This window comes from Methylocystis sp., assembly GCF_051061225.1.
Classification (GTDB): Bacteria; Pseudomonadota; Alphaproteobacteria; order Rhizobiales; family Beijerinckiaceae; genus Methylocystis.
The window spans coordinates 1-14,397 of sequence record NZ_JBPFEB010000072.1 but is presented as its reverse complement, the minus strand read 5'-3'; the positions used below and the strand labels follow the sequence as shown (position 1 = coordinate 14,397).

Below are 14,397 nucleotides of genomic sequence, written 5' to 3'. Positions count from 1 at the left end.
GGTCGTTAACTTCTGCGGCTTCATGTGCTTGCACCCCGGCCATCATCCAATGCCGTGGACCTCGCTAAGATACAACAAGGACCGCCGGGGATATCTAGCGGATGTGAACCAGAACCTGGTCGAGAGCGCGCCGGAATATACCGACGAAAGCTGGATGGATCGCGAGTGGGAGACTCGCGTGCATCAGCATTATCACGCTCGACCTTATTGGGACGAAGGGGGTGCGCCGGCCGCCGGTCAGTTAGTGTGATGCGGAGAGGTAGCGGCTGCTATGGGAGGAGCAAAACGCCCTGCCGTTAACTCTGCGGTCGGGCGTTTCTCTTTCCGGGCTTTGCAGCTCGGATTACGGCAAGGCTACCTTTGACGGCCCAAGACGGCGTGGGCTCTTGTTGATTGAATAGAACTGCCCGAGCCGTGGTGCCTCCTTAGTTTTTCGCTCTAAGGATCTCAAGACGGTTACGGATTGCAAATCAGCACAAGCTTGCCCTTTACCGATCCCTGGCCGAGCAATTCATGCACGCGGCGGGCTTCACTCAGTGGAATGCGCTCGGCGATTAGTGGCTTGATTTTCTCGTCACGATGCAGATTGAACAACGTGCTTAGATCTTCACGAAACCACTCTGGTTTCCACCGCTTCAGGATCTGTATGCTGTAGGGGAGAATGCGTCGTCCGCCGGGTGAAAAGAAAGCGCGGAGCGCGTGCCAAGCGGGCTTTAACAAGCCACGAAAACGGTAACGCAAACCACCTGCCAGCTGACCCTTTTTGAGAAATGAAGTAAAGTCGTAGACGACAACACGACCGCCCGGCCTCAGCGCTTTGAATGAACGCCAAACATTGGCTTCGCCAACGCCATCGAAAACGATATCCACGCCCTCGCCAGTTAAGCGGTGAATTTCCTCCACAAAATCGGTCTTCTGATAATTAATCGGCGTCGCCCCCAGGTTGGATACGGTTTGATGGGTCGCCAGCGGTGCGGTGCCATACATCTCTACACCCATCAGGCGGCCAAGTTGCAGCAGAGCCGTGCCGTCGCCTCCCCCGGCGCCATGAACGAGTACCGCTGACCTGGCGCGGCATGCGCAACCCGATGCATCATTTGGTAGGCAGTGACGTAATTTAGCACGAGGCTAACGGCTTCGGCGGGTTCAAGGGTCAGTTCGGTCTGCGGAAGGCAGATGTGCTGGGCGTAGCCGCCATGGATCGGCAGAGCCGCGACCATCTGACCGATGACCTTGCCCGCGTTAGGCGTCTCCCATAGCCGAGCAATTATGCGACGAGCCTTTCTCTTTCAGCAAGCCGCATTTTCTCGAAGTCCATCGGACTGACGTATCCGAGCGTCGAATGAAGCCGCCGGCAGTTGTAGAACCGCAGCCAATCGATCACTTCGTCTTTTGCCTGACGGCGTGTCTCGAAGCGCATGCCGTGCAACCGCTCGACCTTCAACGAACCGAAGAGCGTTTCGGTTACGGCGTTATCCCAGCAATCGCCTCTTCGGCTCATCGAACCGCGAATGCCGAAGGCCGAGAGCTGCTTCTGGAAGTCACCGCTGGCGTATTGGCTGCCGCGATCCGAATGAAAGATGAGCCCCGCTGCGGGTCGCCTTCGGAACCAGGCCATGCATAGTGCATCGATGACCAACGCCAGCGTCATGCGCGTGCTCATCGAGAAGCCGACGACTTGCCTGCTGAACAGATCGATGACGACAGCGAGATAGAGCCAGCCTTCCTCCGTCCACAGATAGGTGATGTCACCCGTCCAGACACGGTTCGGCGCTTCGACACAAAAGTCGCGCTCCAGCAGGTTCGACGAGACCGGAAGCCGATGAGAACTGTTCGTCGTCGCCTTGAACTTGCGCTTGCCACGCGCCTGAAGGCCATGGGCCTTCATCAGCTTGCGCACGCGCTCCTTACCCGCCCGAACGCCGCGCGCCAGAAGCTCCCGCCAGACACGTGGCCAGCCGTAGGCGCCCTTCATCTCATAGAAATACGCCTTGATGTGAACCAGCAACGCCGTGTCGCTGATCCGGCGGCCCGCCTGAAGGGAACCAGCGTCTCCCGTCTGACGCGCGCGAGATTGATGAAAGCCGCTGGCGCTGACGTTCAGCGCGCGACATTGCGCCGCCACCGGCCAGACTTTGCGATGTCGCTCGATAAAGGCGTATCTCACCGCGACTCCCTCGCAAAATACGCCGCCGCTTTTTTTAGGATGTCGCGCTCCGTCCGCGTTCTGGCCAGTTCCGCTTTCAGACGGGCGATCTCCATCTGATCGGCGTTGATTGTCTTGCCGGCGACGTCGCACAACCGCCCCGCCGCATCGGCCTTCACCCAATTGTGCAGCGTCTGACCGGAAATCCCCAGGCTCTTCGCCACCGAAGAGACCCCTTCGCCTCCCCGAACCAGCCGAACCGCCTCTTGCTTGAACTCAAGCGTGTATTGCCCGCGGAACGAGTCTTTCATGCCAACCCTCCAAAGCCCGATCTTATCCGATCAGCCTTGGGAGACGTTCTTCGGGGGCAAGGTCACGATGCATGCTTGCGATGCGTCGTCTCCGAGCTTTTCCACCACACCGACGATGTCCCATCCCGGCGTAAAGGGAAGGTTCGTCTTTTCCGGATGAAGACCCTCCCGCATCAGCATTTCCGCGAAGGATACGCCGGCAACGAGCACGCGCACTCGCACCTCGCTTCGCCCTGGCTCTGGCTCTGGCGCCTGTTCCTCTATGGTTTCGAAGACTTCCGGGCCGCCATGGCGCCGAACGACGACACGGAGAGATTTCATGGCTGGGCCTGTCCACGTTGAACCCGTCCGAGAGGCGAGCACAAAGAAGCTATAGCACACGCAAGCTATCAGGCTTGCTCCAGGTCGCGCCAGCCATAGCTTAATCGAAAAACTGCCTGGAGGGGCGCCTGCCCGCACAAAGACCAACGCCGGTCCGGGTCATTCCCGCATAGCGATCCGCTTCGCAGGCCGACCAAATTGCCACGCGTTCGATCGAAGTGCGCTGCTACCAGGAGCGAGGCGCCGCGAGGAGCGAGGTGCTGCAAGGGCGTTGCATTTTTGGGAAATTTTGAACGGCAATGGATCGGAGCGCCCGTTGTTGGGCTTCACGGCCTTCGCGCTGGAGCGGGGCAAGGCGGCCCAGCGCCCAGAGGATTTGATGGCCGTACACCCATTTTCGCTAAGGCGCTGGCGTCGATCTCCAGCACGCCGAGGAGCGGCGGGGCGACCACGAGCGTCGATCGCCTCGAACCGCGTCCGATACGCCGCACAGAGTGCCGCCAGCATTTCGGGGGCGACATCGGTTCGGAGTCAGGCAAGGCGACAAAAAAAGCGGCGGCCTTTACGGGTCGCCGCTTGGTATTGGGCCTCAGTTAGTCTGCAAGATTAACCGGTCGCCGCGTTTTTCAGCTTCGAGAGCGGGCGAACCTTTACGCGGACGCTCGCCGGCTTCGCGGCTCCGGGAACCATTTCGCCAGTCGCCGGATTACGCACGAGCGTGCCCGCCCTGCGAGCCGGAACCTTTCTCAGTGTGACCTTGAACAAGCCGGGCATCGTAAATTCGCCGACGCCGCGTGGGTGCAGGGAGCCAAGGATCAGGCCTTCGAGCGTGGCATAGACGGCAACCGCAGTCTTACGGGGCAGCTCGTTCTGTTCGGCAATCAAATTTAGCAAAGCGGATTTGGTTAGCGTCTCTTTGAACGGACGAATGGCGCTCGGGTCTGCGGCGCCGCGAGCGGCTTTCTTGGGGGCAGCCTTCTTTGCCGGAGCCGCTTTTTTCACCGGAGCAGCCTTGCGGGTGGCGACTTTACCTCTAGCCATTCAGCTTTCACCTTGCGAATTACGGGATAGTCTGGCGTCCCAGATGCGGAATGCCAATAAAAATCCGTTTATCAGTCTCCTTGATTCGTGCAAAGGCTTATCTGTGAAGAGAGAAAGGCCCTGAGATCACAAAAAAGATACGATATGGCGGCCGGAACGGTTGCAGGCTCACGCTCCCCTTGGGGTTCGTTTGCCGAGCTTCAAAAGGACTCCCGTCGAGACACGCAAAACGGCTGCTCCAGCCTGCGAGGCTAATGAAAAGTCGGCTTCCGGCCGGTTAGGCGTCATTTCCTTTTAAGCCATTCATCCAATCTGGACCAGCGTCTCCGTGCGGAAGAGTTACGAACCGCCATGGCGACGGCCTTCTTCTGACCGACCAGACCGACGAGTTTCTTGCCGCGAGTGACCCCCGTATAAAGAAGGTTCCGCTGGAGCATGGTGTAATGCTGTGTCAGGACGGGGATGACAACGGCGGGGTATTCAGAGCCTTGGCTTTTATGGATGGTGGCCGCATAGGCTGGCACGAGCGTGTCGAGCTCAGCAAAACCATAGGCGACGCTGCGGCCATCGAAGTTGATCGACAGCTCGGCTGTATCCGGGTCCACATCTTCGACATAGCCGACGTCGCCGTTGTAGACTTCCTTGTCGTAGTCGTTCTCGATCTGCATGACCTTGTCTTTGGGCGCAAAAACCCAGCCGAACCTCTCCACCTTCCGATCGCCGGCGGGATTCAACGCGGCTTGGAGCACCAGATTCAGCGACCTGGCGCCCACGCCGCCCCGGTTCATAGGACACAGCACCTGGATGTCGCGGATCGGATCGAGATGGAAGCGCCCCGGAATGCGCGACTTCACCGGCTCCACGATGCGCGTTGCGGCGATTTCCGGCTCATTGGCTTCCACGAAATAAAAGTCGCTCTCGCTATTCGGTCTCGTGAAATCGGGCATCGACCCTTGATTGATCCGGTGCGCGCTGATGATGATGCGGCTCAGACTGCCGCACGTAAACGAAGGCGGCTCGTGCGAGGTGGTCGGGCGCGATTTTACTCATCGCTTGCCTCCTGCTTGGTCGTGACCGCTAAATTGCTCGTCGCTGTCGCCATCGCCTCGATCAGCAATGCCTGGAGAAGCGCCACGGCCTTCTGCCGCTCGAAGCCGGTCAACTCCACGGCCGGTTCGGCAGGTGTGGCGAACAAGTCCAGTTGCGTGCGCGACGACTTCTGCATGGCCGGTCCCTCCGGGGTCTCTGGTCCCGGGAGAATAGGCCATGAGGTGATCGACCAGCCCGCGTAGGAGGATGAGTTGGCCAATGGGAAGTCGCGGAACGGCTACAATCGCAGAGGCGCCGGCCGCCTGATCAAACATCCATTCAGGAATTTGATAAGAGCCACCGTGCGACTGACGAATCAGGAAATAACGAACGCCGTCATGCACCTGGTCTCCCACGACCAGGACCGTCTGACCGACAAGCGGGTGGAAAGGATACCTGACCTCCGCTTCGAATGTCAGAAACCCGGCACTATGATCCCGGTTCTGATGGCGGGGCCAAGAATTGGGCCGTCGTCGCCTCGCTCATCGAGACCTGTAAGCTCAATGGCGTCGATCCGCAGGCCTACATGGCCGATGTCCTCTTGAAGATCGTCAACGGCCACCTCGCGAGCAAGCTCGCCGAACTCATGCCGTGGGCCTACACGCCGCACCCCGCCCTCAAAGACGGGTCCTGAAAACAGCGCTTACGGCAGAACGATAGCACTGCCGCGTTCATAAAGGAGCTTTCGTCAACCCTTGTAATTCCAAGCTTTGAACAAAATCATGGACTTGTGCAATCAAAGCCTGGACATCCGGAAACTGGCGGGGGCACCTGGATTCACCCCCGCGTCGCCATGCACTTGGCGCAGTGGCTGTCGCCGGACAGTTAACCTGCGGGCCTGAGTTAACCTAAGTTAACCTGTTTTTTGGGCAGCGAGACTAGCGCGATAACAAGTGGTCGGACTGGACCACGTCAGCGCCTACGCGGCAGGCTCCCGGCACAGCTTAGCGATTGGACATCGCCCGGAATAGCGAGTTCGCCCGCGACGACGCATCGTTGACGCCTCGCGCAGTTCGGCTTCAGAGTCGAGCTGAAGGATGTCTATAGGGTTCCAAATCTAGCTGAGCACGATGGCGCTCGCCGGGAGTCGACATAAGGCCGCGCTACAAGGGCTACGGCCGATGGCCTCGGTCCTCGGCATGTCGTGAACGGCCTGACCCTCTCGCTAATATCATTCTTAGATCTCTGGCGTTCCTGGCGGAGCCATTCGCCTATGTCATCAAACGCATAGCAACCCCCGTGTCAACCGCGACCAGAGGTTCATCTTGCGTGTCAGCGCAAGAGTTCAACCGGAGCTGAATCGGACACTCGAGATGGCGCTTGCAGAGGCAGCAAAGTAGCGGGTCTTCCCTACGCGAGGATGAGAATGAAAGCTGGATCATGCGCGTAACCGGAGTCACAAACACCCGTTCACTGAGTTCATCCTTCACGAGACACGTGCGCCATCAATCCATTTTCGGCGTTTCGGAGATCTGCAAAGGTATTCTCATCTTCGGAGTAGGCGACATGGCCATCGCCGACCAGTTCGGCGAGGTTGTCGTTGTTGCCTGGCAAGGCGTCGGGATTTATCCGTTGGCGTCAATCGTCGCCTGGGGTCAAGCGCTATAGAGCGTATGCCTTTCGGATTCTCGTGCGCGCGTCAGAATGTGAGCGTAACGATAACCGTGTCATTATAGGCGCCGGACGAGGGCGTTCCCTGAGGCGGAACGCGCCCGTACACGGGCACTGATTGAGATAGACCGGACCCTGTACCGCTCACGGTATTAACGCCGACCGTATCTCCGAAAGGCTGCGTCCTCGCAGCGTCACGGTAAAGACCATACAAGATGAATTCCGAGCCCTTTTTCATCTTTCGTTGTGTGGGATCTGTCGCAGAAGACAGGCCCCCATTCAGGCCGACCGTGTATGGCGTGCCATTCGTACAGACCGGAGCGACTGTCGCGCTGGCGTCTGCCGCCGTGTTCAATACGCCGAGCGTGCCGAAATTAAGGTTATTTGCCGTGACGGAGCAGCTGGGCACAACGCTCGCGGTGACATTGAATGTCGTTGTGTCGGTGTTGGTGAGGAGATTGCAACTCAGCAGGGACAGCAAGCCGTACTGAACAATTGCGTCCGACGTGCTGAAATGGCTGCTATAGGAGCCAGTCGGAACCGTCTGCTGCCCGGAATATACGCGCCCGTACACGGTTGCATTTCTTGTCACCGTGCCGATGAAAAGCGGGAAATCTATTATAACCGGGGCTCCGCCGCCCGCCGCCCAGAAGTTGGAGCCCACGGGGCTGGTTGCGGCGGCGTCCGAAAACATACCGTATGTCATGCTGTTCGAACCCGATTTCATATATCGGGTCACTGCGTTCAAAGCGCCTCCGCCGCCTGCCCCCAGGTTGATGCAAGTGCGCAAAGCGACCGACAGCAGAGCCGTGCACGTGACGGAAACGGTCGCAGATGCGCTGGCGGGAGTGTTCGATGTGACGTCGACGGAACCGAATGTCATGTTTTGTACTGAGAGGCTGCAGGTTTGCGCACAGGCCGTCGACAGCAGATCGCAGCAAGCTAGCATCACAGAGATCGAGCGGGCAATCATTGATCTCGACATGTCGTCTTGTCCTTTGCAGCCATAATGCATGGGAACCACATATGCGGCGCTGAAATTCTTGCCTACTCGCATGTTGCTCTGATGGGGCGCTGCCTGCTCGCTTCGGGATCGTAGATGAAGCTGGCGCGGCAATCTCTGCTTCCGAGATCTACAATCACTAGGTTCTCTTCCGCTTGCACGCCTCGGATAAATGCACTGCCGTCATATCCGACGACGAAGGCGTCTCCCCCCTCCAGACGCCCGCGGCTGCCGGTCTCGACCGGCTTTCCGAATGAGTCGGTAAGAATGACGACGACCGACTTGAGATCCGTGCGAACGCCGAAGTCGATCCCGACGCCACTACGGTAGGATGGCGCCACAATTTCCTCCGTTTTCCTCGGCGCGACATCCGGCGGCAGCGTATTTGGATCAATGGCGATCCGGTTGGGTTGATAGGATCGCATATTCGGGACGAGCAGCGTTCCGAAGAGGTTTGTTTCTCCAACCACCCGGTGATCCTGAAGGACGGTCACGTCGGGCGCGCCAGCGTCGACAATGGCGAAAGCGTCGTAGACCGTTTGCCCTGGCGCAACTCCCTCGCTCGTGGCGCCGATTGCGCCTTCGAACTGGCCTGACGTGCTGATCAACCTACCTTGCTGCACAGCGTCGATGCGGGCCGTCCCCACAGAGGTGCGATACGCGAGATTTGCGCCGTTCAAACGGTTCTGCCCTTCTGTGGCGGAGAACGCCCATCCGTAATCGCCGATCTGCGACCCCATCGATCTCTGCACCTGCACCTTTCCGCCAATCCGCGTCTTTCCAGTAAAGGGCTCAGGTACGGATTGCGCGCCGACGGTCGCTCTGATCTTTTCGCCCAGCGGAAAGGTTGCGCCAATGAACAAGCCCCGGTCATGGTTCCCCGAGAAATTGGCATAGGCAGTAATGAAGAGGTTTCCATCGTAGGGCAACTGGCGCGAATAGGACGCGGTTACTAGACGCGTCTGTGAAAGATTCCGAAAAAGAGGCGTGGCGATCGGCAGGCGGGGCGTGATTTCAGCCAGTGCAAGACTGGCGCTGCCGCCCAGACCATAGACCGGGACGCCAATCGAAATGCGCCCCACGGAGCGCGGCGGAAGACCGTAGACGCCAAAGAAAGATCCAAAGAGGTTCGAGCCCGCGACTGGAATCGCCTGCGCGACAAGGGGGAGCACGTTTGCGTAAAGCGCCGTTCGAGACGCAAGGTCCTCATAGTTTCCGATCCCCCGCTGCATGCTAAGATTCAGGCTTATTCCGCTCGGACTCGCATAAGAATAGGAGACGTATGCCTGAGCGCCCTTTCCGCCTCCACCGAGGGAGCCGGATAATGCGCCCTCGATGCTCCCGAAGCGTCCCAGCCCAACGATCGCGGCCGCGCCGGCGTTAGCGACGCCCGCGCCGCCCTCGGCATGCGCCTCAAGCGTCAATCTGTCGGTCAAGCCGTATCGGAAGCCGCCCGCTCCAACGAGATGCCGGTCATATTGGTTGGAGCGGAAGGCATAGAAACGGCGGGAGAAGCCCGCCTCCATCGTGTAGTCATAGAGGCCCTCCGCAATGAGGCGTTGGCCGGAAAACAAAGACAGCTCGGATCGGGTCTCACGTCCGCTCGCGTCGCGAATGATCACCTCGGCATTTCCCCCGGACGCGGCGACGGGAAGGTTAGTGACGCGAAAGGGGCCCTCTTCGACCTGCTGTGTCATCACACGCGCGCCGTTCACGAACACATCGACGGTAGACGGCACCGCGGCGCTGCCGGAGATAGAGGGAAGAGGCGACGTCACAAGGTCGCTGCGAATGCCGAAATTCTTTTGTATCTGCAGGCCGCCGATCCGAACCGGCCGCGTCCATTCAAATCCGCCCGTGATGACGTCGCCCGCGCGATAGGCAACGAGCCCGTTCTCATCAACGTAGGAATAGGTTGTGTCAAGGCGCAGTCCGCCTGTGCTCTTGAACCGGAAAAGATCGTAATTTGATTGATTGCCAACGATGCCGGTTTGCGTGAGTTGGCCCATGGGGCTGAACATGCGCATATCCAAAGACGCGTTGACCGTGGAGAAGTTTGGAATCAGGCGTGAAATCGATGTAGAGGAGGACGCGAACATCACATAGTTGAGCAGCGCGCCCCACGCCTGGGTCGTCGGAGGCGCTGGTATGCGCTCGCCACGACTGTCGTAGATTTTTGGAATACGTTGCTCGGCCGCGAGGTCGAAATAGATTCGCTGCCTTGCCTCCTCGTATCGAAAGGCAATTCCTGTTTTTTCGAGGACAATCTGTTCGGATCTTGCGCCGGAGCCCGGCGGCCTCACGCCGGCGTCCTCGAGTTCGCCTCGCTCGATCGCCAGCTTGCCGTCTGGCAATGCGGTTGCCGCAATCAAGAGATTGGTCGGGCGCCCGTTCAGGAACAGTTCGAGTTGCAGCTTCATACCCGAGACGGCGGGAGGCTGCATATCAGTGACTGAATCGGCCAGGACAGGCGCGGTGGCGAGGCTCCACGCAAATGCGTACGCAAGACGGCTCTTACTGCTAGTCAGCCGCGCCACTGATCGGGCCATTCTCGGTTACGGCCTTGACAGAGTGATCCGCAGAGGTTTTGCCACGCAGTTCCCAGCTCGACTCGGAATGACCGAGAACATAGCCCGCGAGGCCGCGTGCGATCGGCTTGCCGCCGAAGGAAACGTCCCGCAGTTGCGCACGCCTGTCGCCATCGTTGCGCGCCATGAGAAAGGTTTTGCCCTTTACGTGCGAAAGGGACCAGGCCAGTCGCGCCTGCTCCGCTTCGGGAGAGTCGAAGAACAGCGGAATGACATAACGGATCGCAACTGCGATGACGCCATTACGGCGGGCTACGGCATCAGGCACTTCGTCGATAACAAGACGATATGCCTCTTCTCCTGCCACGGGCGTCGACGCTGCGCGGACGACGCGGATAGTGTAATCTGCGCCTGGATGGACGTCTATCATTGGTGGAGAAACGACGACGGCCTCAGTTGGCTCCAGGATGTCCTCACCGTCTTCCTGTCTCCAGGCGAAAACGCGAACCTGCCCCGTAATCGGCCTCTCACCCATGTTGCGCAGAGTAAGAGCCGCCGCCTGCTGGGGGGAAAATACCTCCAGTTTAGTGGGAGAGACGTTCAGCGAGCCGGCCTCGGCGGTGGTAGCTGAAAACCCCAGCCAAAGGGACATGGCCGCCAGAGTGATCGCAATTTTGGAAACGGTGGACATCAGCTGTCGTCCAGACAATAGGACATGTGTACTTGCTGGTGCAGGCACCAGAAAGTTCATGATCTTTTGAGTGGCTGTGAGAACGTCAGAAGGTGACGGTAACCGTCACCGTATCAGAATAGGAGCCTGTTGGAGCCGTCGTGATGCTGTAAGGAACCGCGCCCGAGGTCGCAGTGGCGGTAATCGTCGCCGCCTGCCCCGTGCCGCTTCCCGTTCCGGTCGCCATGAAGGTGGTCGGCGGATTGTTGCCGTCATGCGCAAGGCGGTTCGACCCGTCGGAGAATGTCCAACCCGAACCAGTCCCGGTGAGAACGTACTCAATGTAGTTCGTGCCGGAATCCTTCATGTAATGATACGGCAGCGTGGCTTGCCCGGCAGTGTCGTTGGAGCCCGCAAAGTCGACTGTCCACCCCGTGCCGTTGTTGCACGTGATGGTAACAGTGTTGCTTCCGCTGTGCGTCACTTCTGTCAACGGACCGATATTGCCGCTGGCGACCACCGTGCAGGAGTTCGAGATCGTCGCGGTTACGTTGAACGGCGCGTTGGTGGTCAGCGCCTCAGCGCCGTCAGCAAGGACAAACGCCATAGCCGAACCGATGGCCGCCAGAGCCATGATATGATTTTTACGATGCACAACCGGCATCTGAAGCCTCCAAGTTGAAAAAACAGATATGCGTTTCCAAGCCGACGCCTCAGGCTGGGTATCATCGCCATGCATCGTTCGCGCCTTTCGGCGCGGCGAAGCAGTCCGTTGATCGTCAAGTGTGGTCGAATCAAAGCATACTCGAACGAAGGCGCAGGCTGCAACAAGGCGTCGGAAATTATCATGCAACAATATGGTCTTGGCGGAAGCTGGAGGGTGCTAAGGCCACGCTTGCGCCTGCTATATTTTCAGGCTTCTTCAAGGCGACGGCGTCGATTCCGCATTATTGTAAAGCTTGAGATTGATCTGGCTTTATGCGGTTTCCGACGCCATTATCGCGCTGGCGTATTTCTCGATCCCCCTCACGCTTGTCATCTTAAGGTTAGCCGTGACGGTAAGGGGCATAGCTCTTCTAAATTGATCGCGGATCACCGGAATGGACCGCCTGGACGCGCTTTCGGTGTGGGCGGTCAAGGCTGCCCTAAAGCATGAAAAGTATTCCTTTTTCCATATTGACACAGGAATCCTGGACCGAACGAGTCCCCGGCGACACCCATTCGATCATTTTACGGGTTTCTCCTTACTGCTTATTTCCAAGTAGCTGCGCGCCGTCTCTGGACAAACATGATGGCGTTGGGGCCGAACACGGGGGCTTCTGACGGATGAAATGGAGATCTACTATGAGAAAGCTTCTCATTTCCTCGGCTTTCGTTGCCCTGAGCGCCAGCGCCGCCTTTGCTGGAAATTATCCGCCGCCGCCCCCCACGCCGACCGGGCCCACCCAGACGATCACCGGCAACATCACGAACACGAACGTCGCCAGCGCGACCCAGACACAGGCTGCTACCGCCACCGGCATCGGTTCCATGGGAGCCTGGGGCTCGGGAATCGGCGTTGGCGTCGTCGTTCAGGACGCCCACCAGGCGAACTTGGCGGCGCAGTATGTCACGAACCAGATCGCCGGCGGCAACAACTTTAACTACTAAAAGGGCGTAGGCGTCCCGAGAAGCAATGTCGTGGCGGCATTTCTTGCCGCCACGACCAATGGGCAGGGCTCAGCAGTTCATGACAAATCTGCTTGGCCAATGTAGCGCGCTCAATCCCTGAGCGACAATCGTCTCTCCATCTGTTCAAGAAGGCCGTGTCGGAACGTCAGTCCGGCGCGGCCAATTGGCGGTTGGATTGACGTTCGGCAGGTTCTGAGCACGGCGTGGGCGGGCGGCGGCATAATCTGCCGCCTGTTACACCAGGCGCTACACCGTGCGAATTTCACACGCAAACTTCAGGGCAGGATTGGCTATACCTATTTGTTTTCATTGGTGCCGGTTGAGGGATTCGAACCCCAGACCTACTGATTACAAATCAGTCGCGCCCCAAAGCAGAAGGCCGCCAGACTTGCTGACGGCCTCCGCCCCCCGACTGCGCCTTGTGCTGTTTGGAGGGAGCGGCGGCGCAGCCCACCCCTATCCTTGTGCTACCAGCCGTAGCCGTATCCGTAGGCCGGCGCGTAGCCGTAGCCGGGGCCATAGCCATAGGCGGGATATCCGTAGCCGCCGCCGTAGTAGTTCGGCTGGCTCGCCGCAGCCCCGACAATCGCCCCGACCGCCATTCCCGCAACTGCCGCACCAGCAATCGCGCCCGCATCCGACCGCGACCGATAATAATAACTGCCCGCAGAAGCCGGGGTCGTGGCGATCGTGCTCGCGATGCCAAGGGCAATAACCGAGGCGGTGATGATCTTCGTAGTGATGGTTTTCATTTGCTCCCTCCCAAGAGTTGCTCTCTTTCGATGAGAAGAACCTATAGGGAGCCGATTGACCCGGATGTGCGCCTGATCACATGCCACTTGGGAGGAGCCATCCCCCGGACGCTTGACTTCGCGTTAGTCGTAAGCGCGGTTGGTCGGCAATAACATTATCAGGACCAAAATAATGAGGGCGGGGGCGTGGCGGCAGGGAGGACGGCGGCTTGCGCGCGACGGAAGGAAAGGACCCCATCGCGCTCGGTTTTGTTGCCGAGCGTCTAAACGCTCAGAACCCGCTTAGGAGCTGGTCCATATCGCGGATAACCGTCTCCCGCACCTTCGGGAAATGCCGCGAATCCGTGTTGAGGCCTCTCAGCAACCGCTCAACAAGGAGTCTGGCCTTTTCGTTTCGCTCAAGGCGCTCCTCAAGCTCCTCGAGCGTCGGCTCACAGGCCGTGAATTCTGTTTCCGCCGCCACGTTCTAATCTCCGAAACCCTGCGCAAGGCGCACCAGATAAGCGGGGCGCGTCGCCGCGCCCCGTGGTTGGCTGTTTGAGAGGATGAGGTCTGAAAGTCTCAGCATGACAAAGGCATGTGTAATGGCTTGATAAAAGTGGCCCGCGCCGCCGGTAAGGGCGCGGGCCATCATGGTGCAACAATGAACCCGCCCGAAAATGGGTCTGCATAGTTATTCAGCAGGTTCCGATATTACTGAGGACGACGTGAGGCGATAGTTGTGGAAAACGCTATCTTGCATTTTGACGCGAGTCTGCTCCCAGCTTCACCTCAGAGAAAAAAGCCCGCGCTTGTGAGAGCGCGGGCTGCCTTAAAGGAAAGTCACTGCTCTAGGCGCATTTCCTCTCAGACCTAACGAGACTAGCTGAACCAGCAACGTCGGGAAGCTGTGGGAATTACGCACCTGCGCCGCAGCCTCATGCCTTCTTTGCTGTGGGTGGCGGATAACCGGTTATCAAAGACGGAGCTTTCAGGTTTGTATAGGCGGGGGGAGGGGGCAGGGGGCAAGCGCAGCTAAACAACCTACCGCGCGGGAGGGAGGTATAACTCCCCGGCCAGCGGGGAACTGTGGATTCTACCTATTCGCGCCCGTCCCGGCAACGAAAGCCCTAATCTAGAGGGTGTTATGTACTTTGGTGATTGATTGCTTTAGTAGAATCGGATGTCTTCGATTCGCAAACCGTATCCTTCTGACGTCAGCGACGAAGAGTGGTCGCTGGTTGCGCCTTATCTGACGCTCATGGACGAGGGCGC

The 14,397-nt window shown here is 58.8% G+C and carries 14 protein-coding genes and 4 pseudogenes; 5 read left to right on the top strand and 13 right to left on the bottom strand.

Annotated features, from left to right (window positions below):
• Window positions 1-250: pseudogene (locus tag ACR652_RS13815) on the top strand (PRC-barrel domain-containing protein); the annotation flags it as partial.
• A gap of 206 nt (window positions 251-456) precedes the next feature.
• On the opposite strand, the gene ACR652_RS13810 reads toward ACR652_RS13815, so the two are convergent.
• The 7 genes and pseudogenes from ACR652_RS13810 to ACR652_RS13780 form a co-directional block, all read right to left on the bottom strand.
• Window positions 457-987, bottom strand: a complete 531-nt coding sequence (locus ACR652_RS13810; protein ID WP_434507066.1) for a zinc-binding dehydrogenase — start codon at window positions 985-987, stop codon at window positions 457-459.
• 280 nt (window positions 988-1,267) lie between these two features.
• A protein-coding gene (locus ACR652_RS13805; RefSeq protein WP_434507065.1) for an IS3 family transposase occupies window positions 1,268-2,457 on the bottom strand; the annotation gives its coding sequence in 2 pieces (ribosomal slippage) (window positions 1,268-2,205 and window positions 2,205-2,457; 1,191 coding nt in all).
• Window positions 2,458-2,487: 30 nt separating this feature from the next.
• Window positions 2,488-2,778 carry an alcohol dehydrogenase catalytic domain-containing protein gene (locus ACR652_RS13800; RefSeq protein WP_434507064.1) on the bottom strand — a complete coding sequence of 97 codons (291 nt, stop codon included), beginning with the start codon at window positions 2,776-2,778 and terminating at the stop codon, window positions 2,488-2,490.
• A gap of 606 nt (window positions 2,779-3,384) precedes the next feature.
• Entirely contained in the window at window positions 3,385-3,819 is a 435-nt protein-coding gene (locus ACR652_RS13795; protein WP_434507063.1) for an HU family DNA-binding protein, read from the bottom strand.
• 284 nt (window positions 3,820-4,103) lie between these two features.
• A complete protein-coding gene (locus ACR652_RS13790) occupies window positions 4,104-4,766 on the bottom strand; it encodes an ATP-dependent DNA helicase (protein WP_434507062.1) in 663 nt (220 codons plus the stop codon).
• Window positions 4,767-4,861: 95 nt separating this feature from the next.
• Window positions 4,862-5,044: a hypothetical protein gene (locus tag ACR652_RS13785; RefSeq protein WP_434507067.1), complete on the bottom strand. Its 183-nt coding sequence runs from the start codon at window positions 5,042-5,044 to the stop codon at window positions 4,862-4,864.
• A 103-nt stretch (window positions 5,045-5,147) separates the two neighbouring features.
• Window positions 5,148-5,252, bottom strand: a pseudogene (locus ACR652_RS13780) (hypothetical protein); the annotation flags it as partial.
• A 92-nt stretch (window positions 5,253-5,344) separates the two neighbouring features.
• Here ACR652_RS13780 and ACR652_RS13775 point away from each other — a divergent pair.
• Window positions 5,345-5,542 (top strand): annotated as a pseudogene (locus ACR652_RS13775) (transposase domain-containing protein); the annotation flags it as partial.
• Between the two features lie 27 nt (window positions 5,543-5,569).
• Window positions 5,570-5,737: pseudogene (locus ACR652_RS13770) on the top strand (KilA-N domain-containing protein); the annotation flags it as partial.
• Window positions 5,738-6,547: 810 nt separating this feature from the next.
• Here the strand turns inward: ACR652_RS13770 and ACR652_RS13765 are convergent.
• From ACR652_RS13765 to ACR652_RS13750, 4 genes are all read right to left on the bottom strand, one after another.
• Window positions 6,548-7,504, bottom strand: a complete 957-nt coding sequence (locus ACR652_RS13765) for a Csu type fimbrial protein (RefSeq protein WP_434507061.1) — start codon at window positions 7,502-7,504, stop codon at window positions 6,548-6,550.
• 62 nt (window positions 7,505-7,566) lie between these two features.
• Window positions 7,567-10,059, bottom strand: coding sequence for a fimbria/pilus outer membrane usher protein (locus ACR652_RS13760; protein WP_434507060.1), 2,493 nt, complete (start codon window positions 10,057-10,059; stop codon window positions 7,567-7,569).
• The gene (locus ACR652_RS13755) at window positions 10,043-10,741 is read right to left on the bottom strand and encodes a fimbrial biogenesis chaperone (protein WP_434507059.1); all 699 of its coding nucleotides are present in this window, start codon (window positions 10,739-10,741) and stop codon (window positions 10,043-10,045) included. Before ACR652_RS13755 ends, ACR652_RS13760 begins: the two co-directional genes overlap by 17 nt.
• Before the next feature lie 85 nt (window positions 10,742-10,826).
• The gene (locus tag ACR652_RS13750) at window positions 10,827-11,384 is read right to left on the bottom strand and encodes a spore coat protein U domain-containing protein (RefSeq protein ID WP_434507058.1); all 558 of its coding nucleotides are present in this window, start codon (window positions 11,382-11,384) and stop codon (window positions 10,827-10,829) included.
• A gap of 680 nt (window positions 11,385-12,064) precedes the next feature.
• Here ACR652_RS13750 and ACR652_RS13745 point away from each other — a divergent pair.
• Window positions 12,065-12,370, top strand: a complete 306-nt coding sequence (locus tag ACR652_RS13745) for a hypothetical protein (protein WP_434507057.1) — start codon at window positions 12,065-12,067, stop codon at window positions 12,368-12,370.
• 488 nt (window positions 12,371-12,858) lie between these two features.
• Here ACR652_RS13745 and ACR652_RS13740 read toward each other — a convergent pair whose 3' ends face one another.
• Both ACR652_RS13740 and ACR652_RS13735 read right to left on the bottom strand, forming a co-directional pair.
• Window positions 12,859-13,143: a hypothetical protein gene (locus ACR652_RS13740; protein ID WP_434507056.1), complete on the bottom strand. Its 285-nt coding sequence runs from the start codon at window positions 13,141-13,143 to the stop codon at window positions 12,859-12,861.
• A gap of 271 nt (window positions 13,144-13,414) precedes the next feature.
• A complete protein-coding gene (locus ACR652_RS13735; protein WP_434507055.1) occupies window positions 13,415-13,606 on the bottom strand; it encodes a hypothetical protein in 192 nt (63 codons plus the stop codon).
• A 699-nt stretch (window positions 13,607-14,305) separates the two neighbouring features.
• Here ACR652_RS13735 and ACR652_RS13730 point away from each other — a divergent pair.
• Window positions 14,306-14,397, top strand: a 92-nt coding sequence (locus ACR652_RS13730) for a transposase (RefSeq protein WP_434507054.1), incomplete at its 3' end; no start/stop codon positions are given.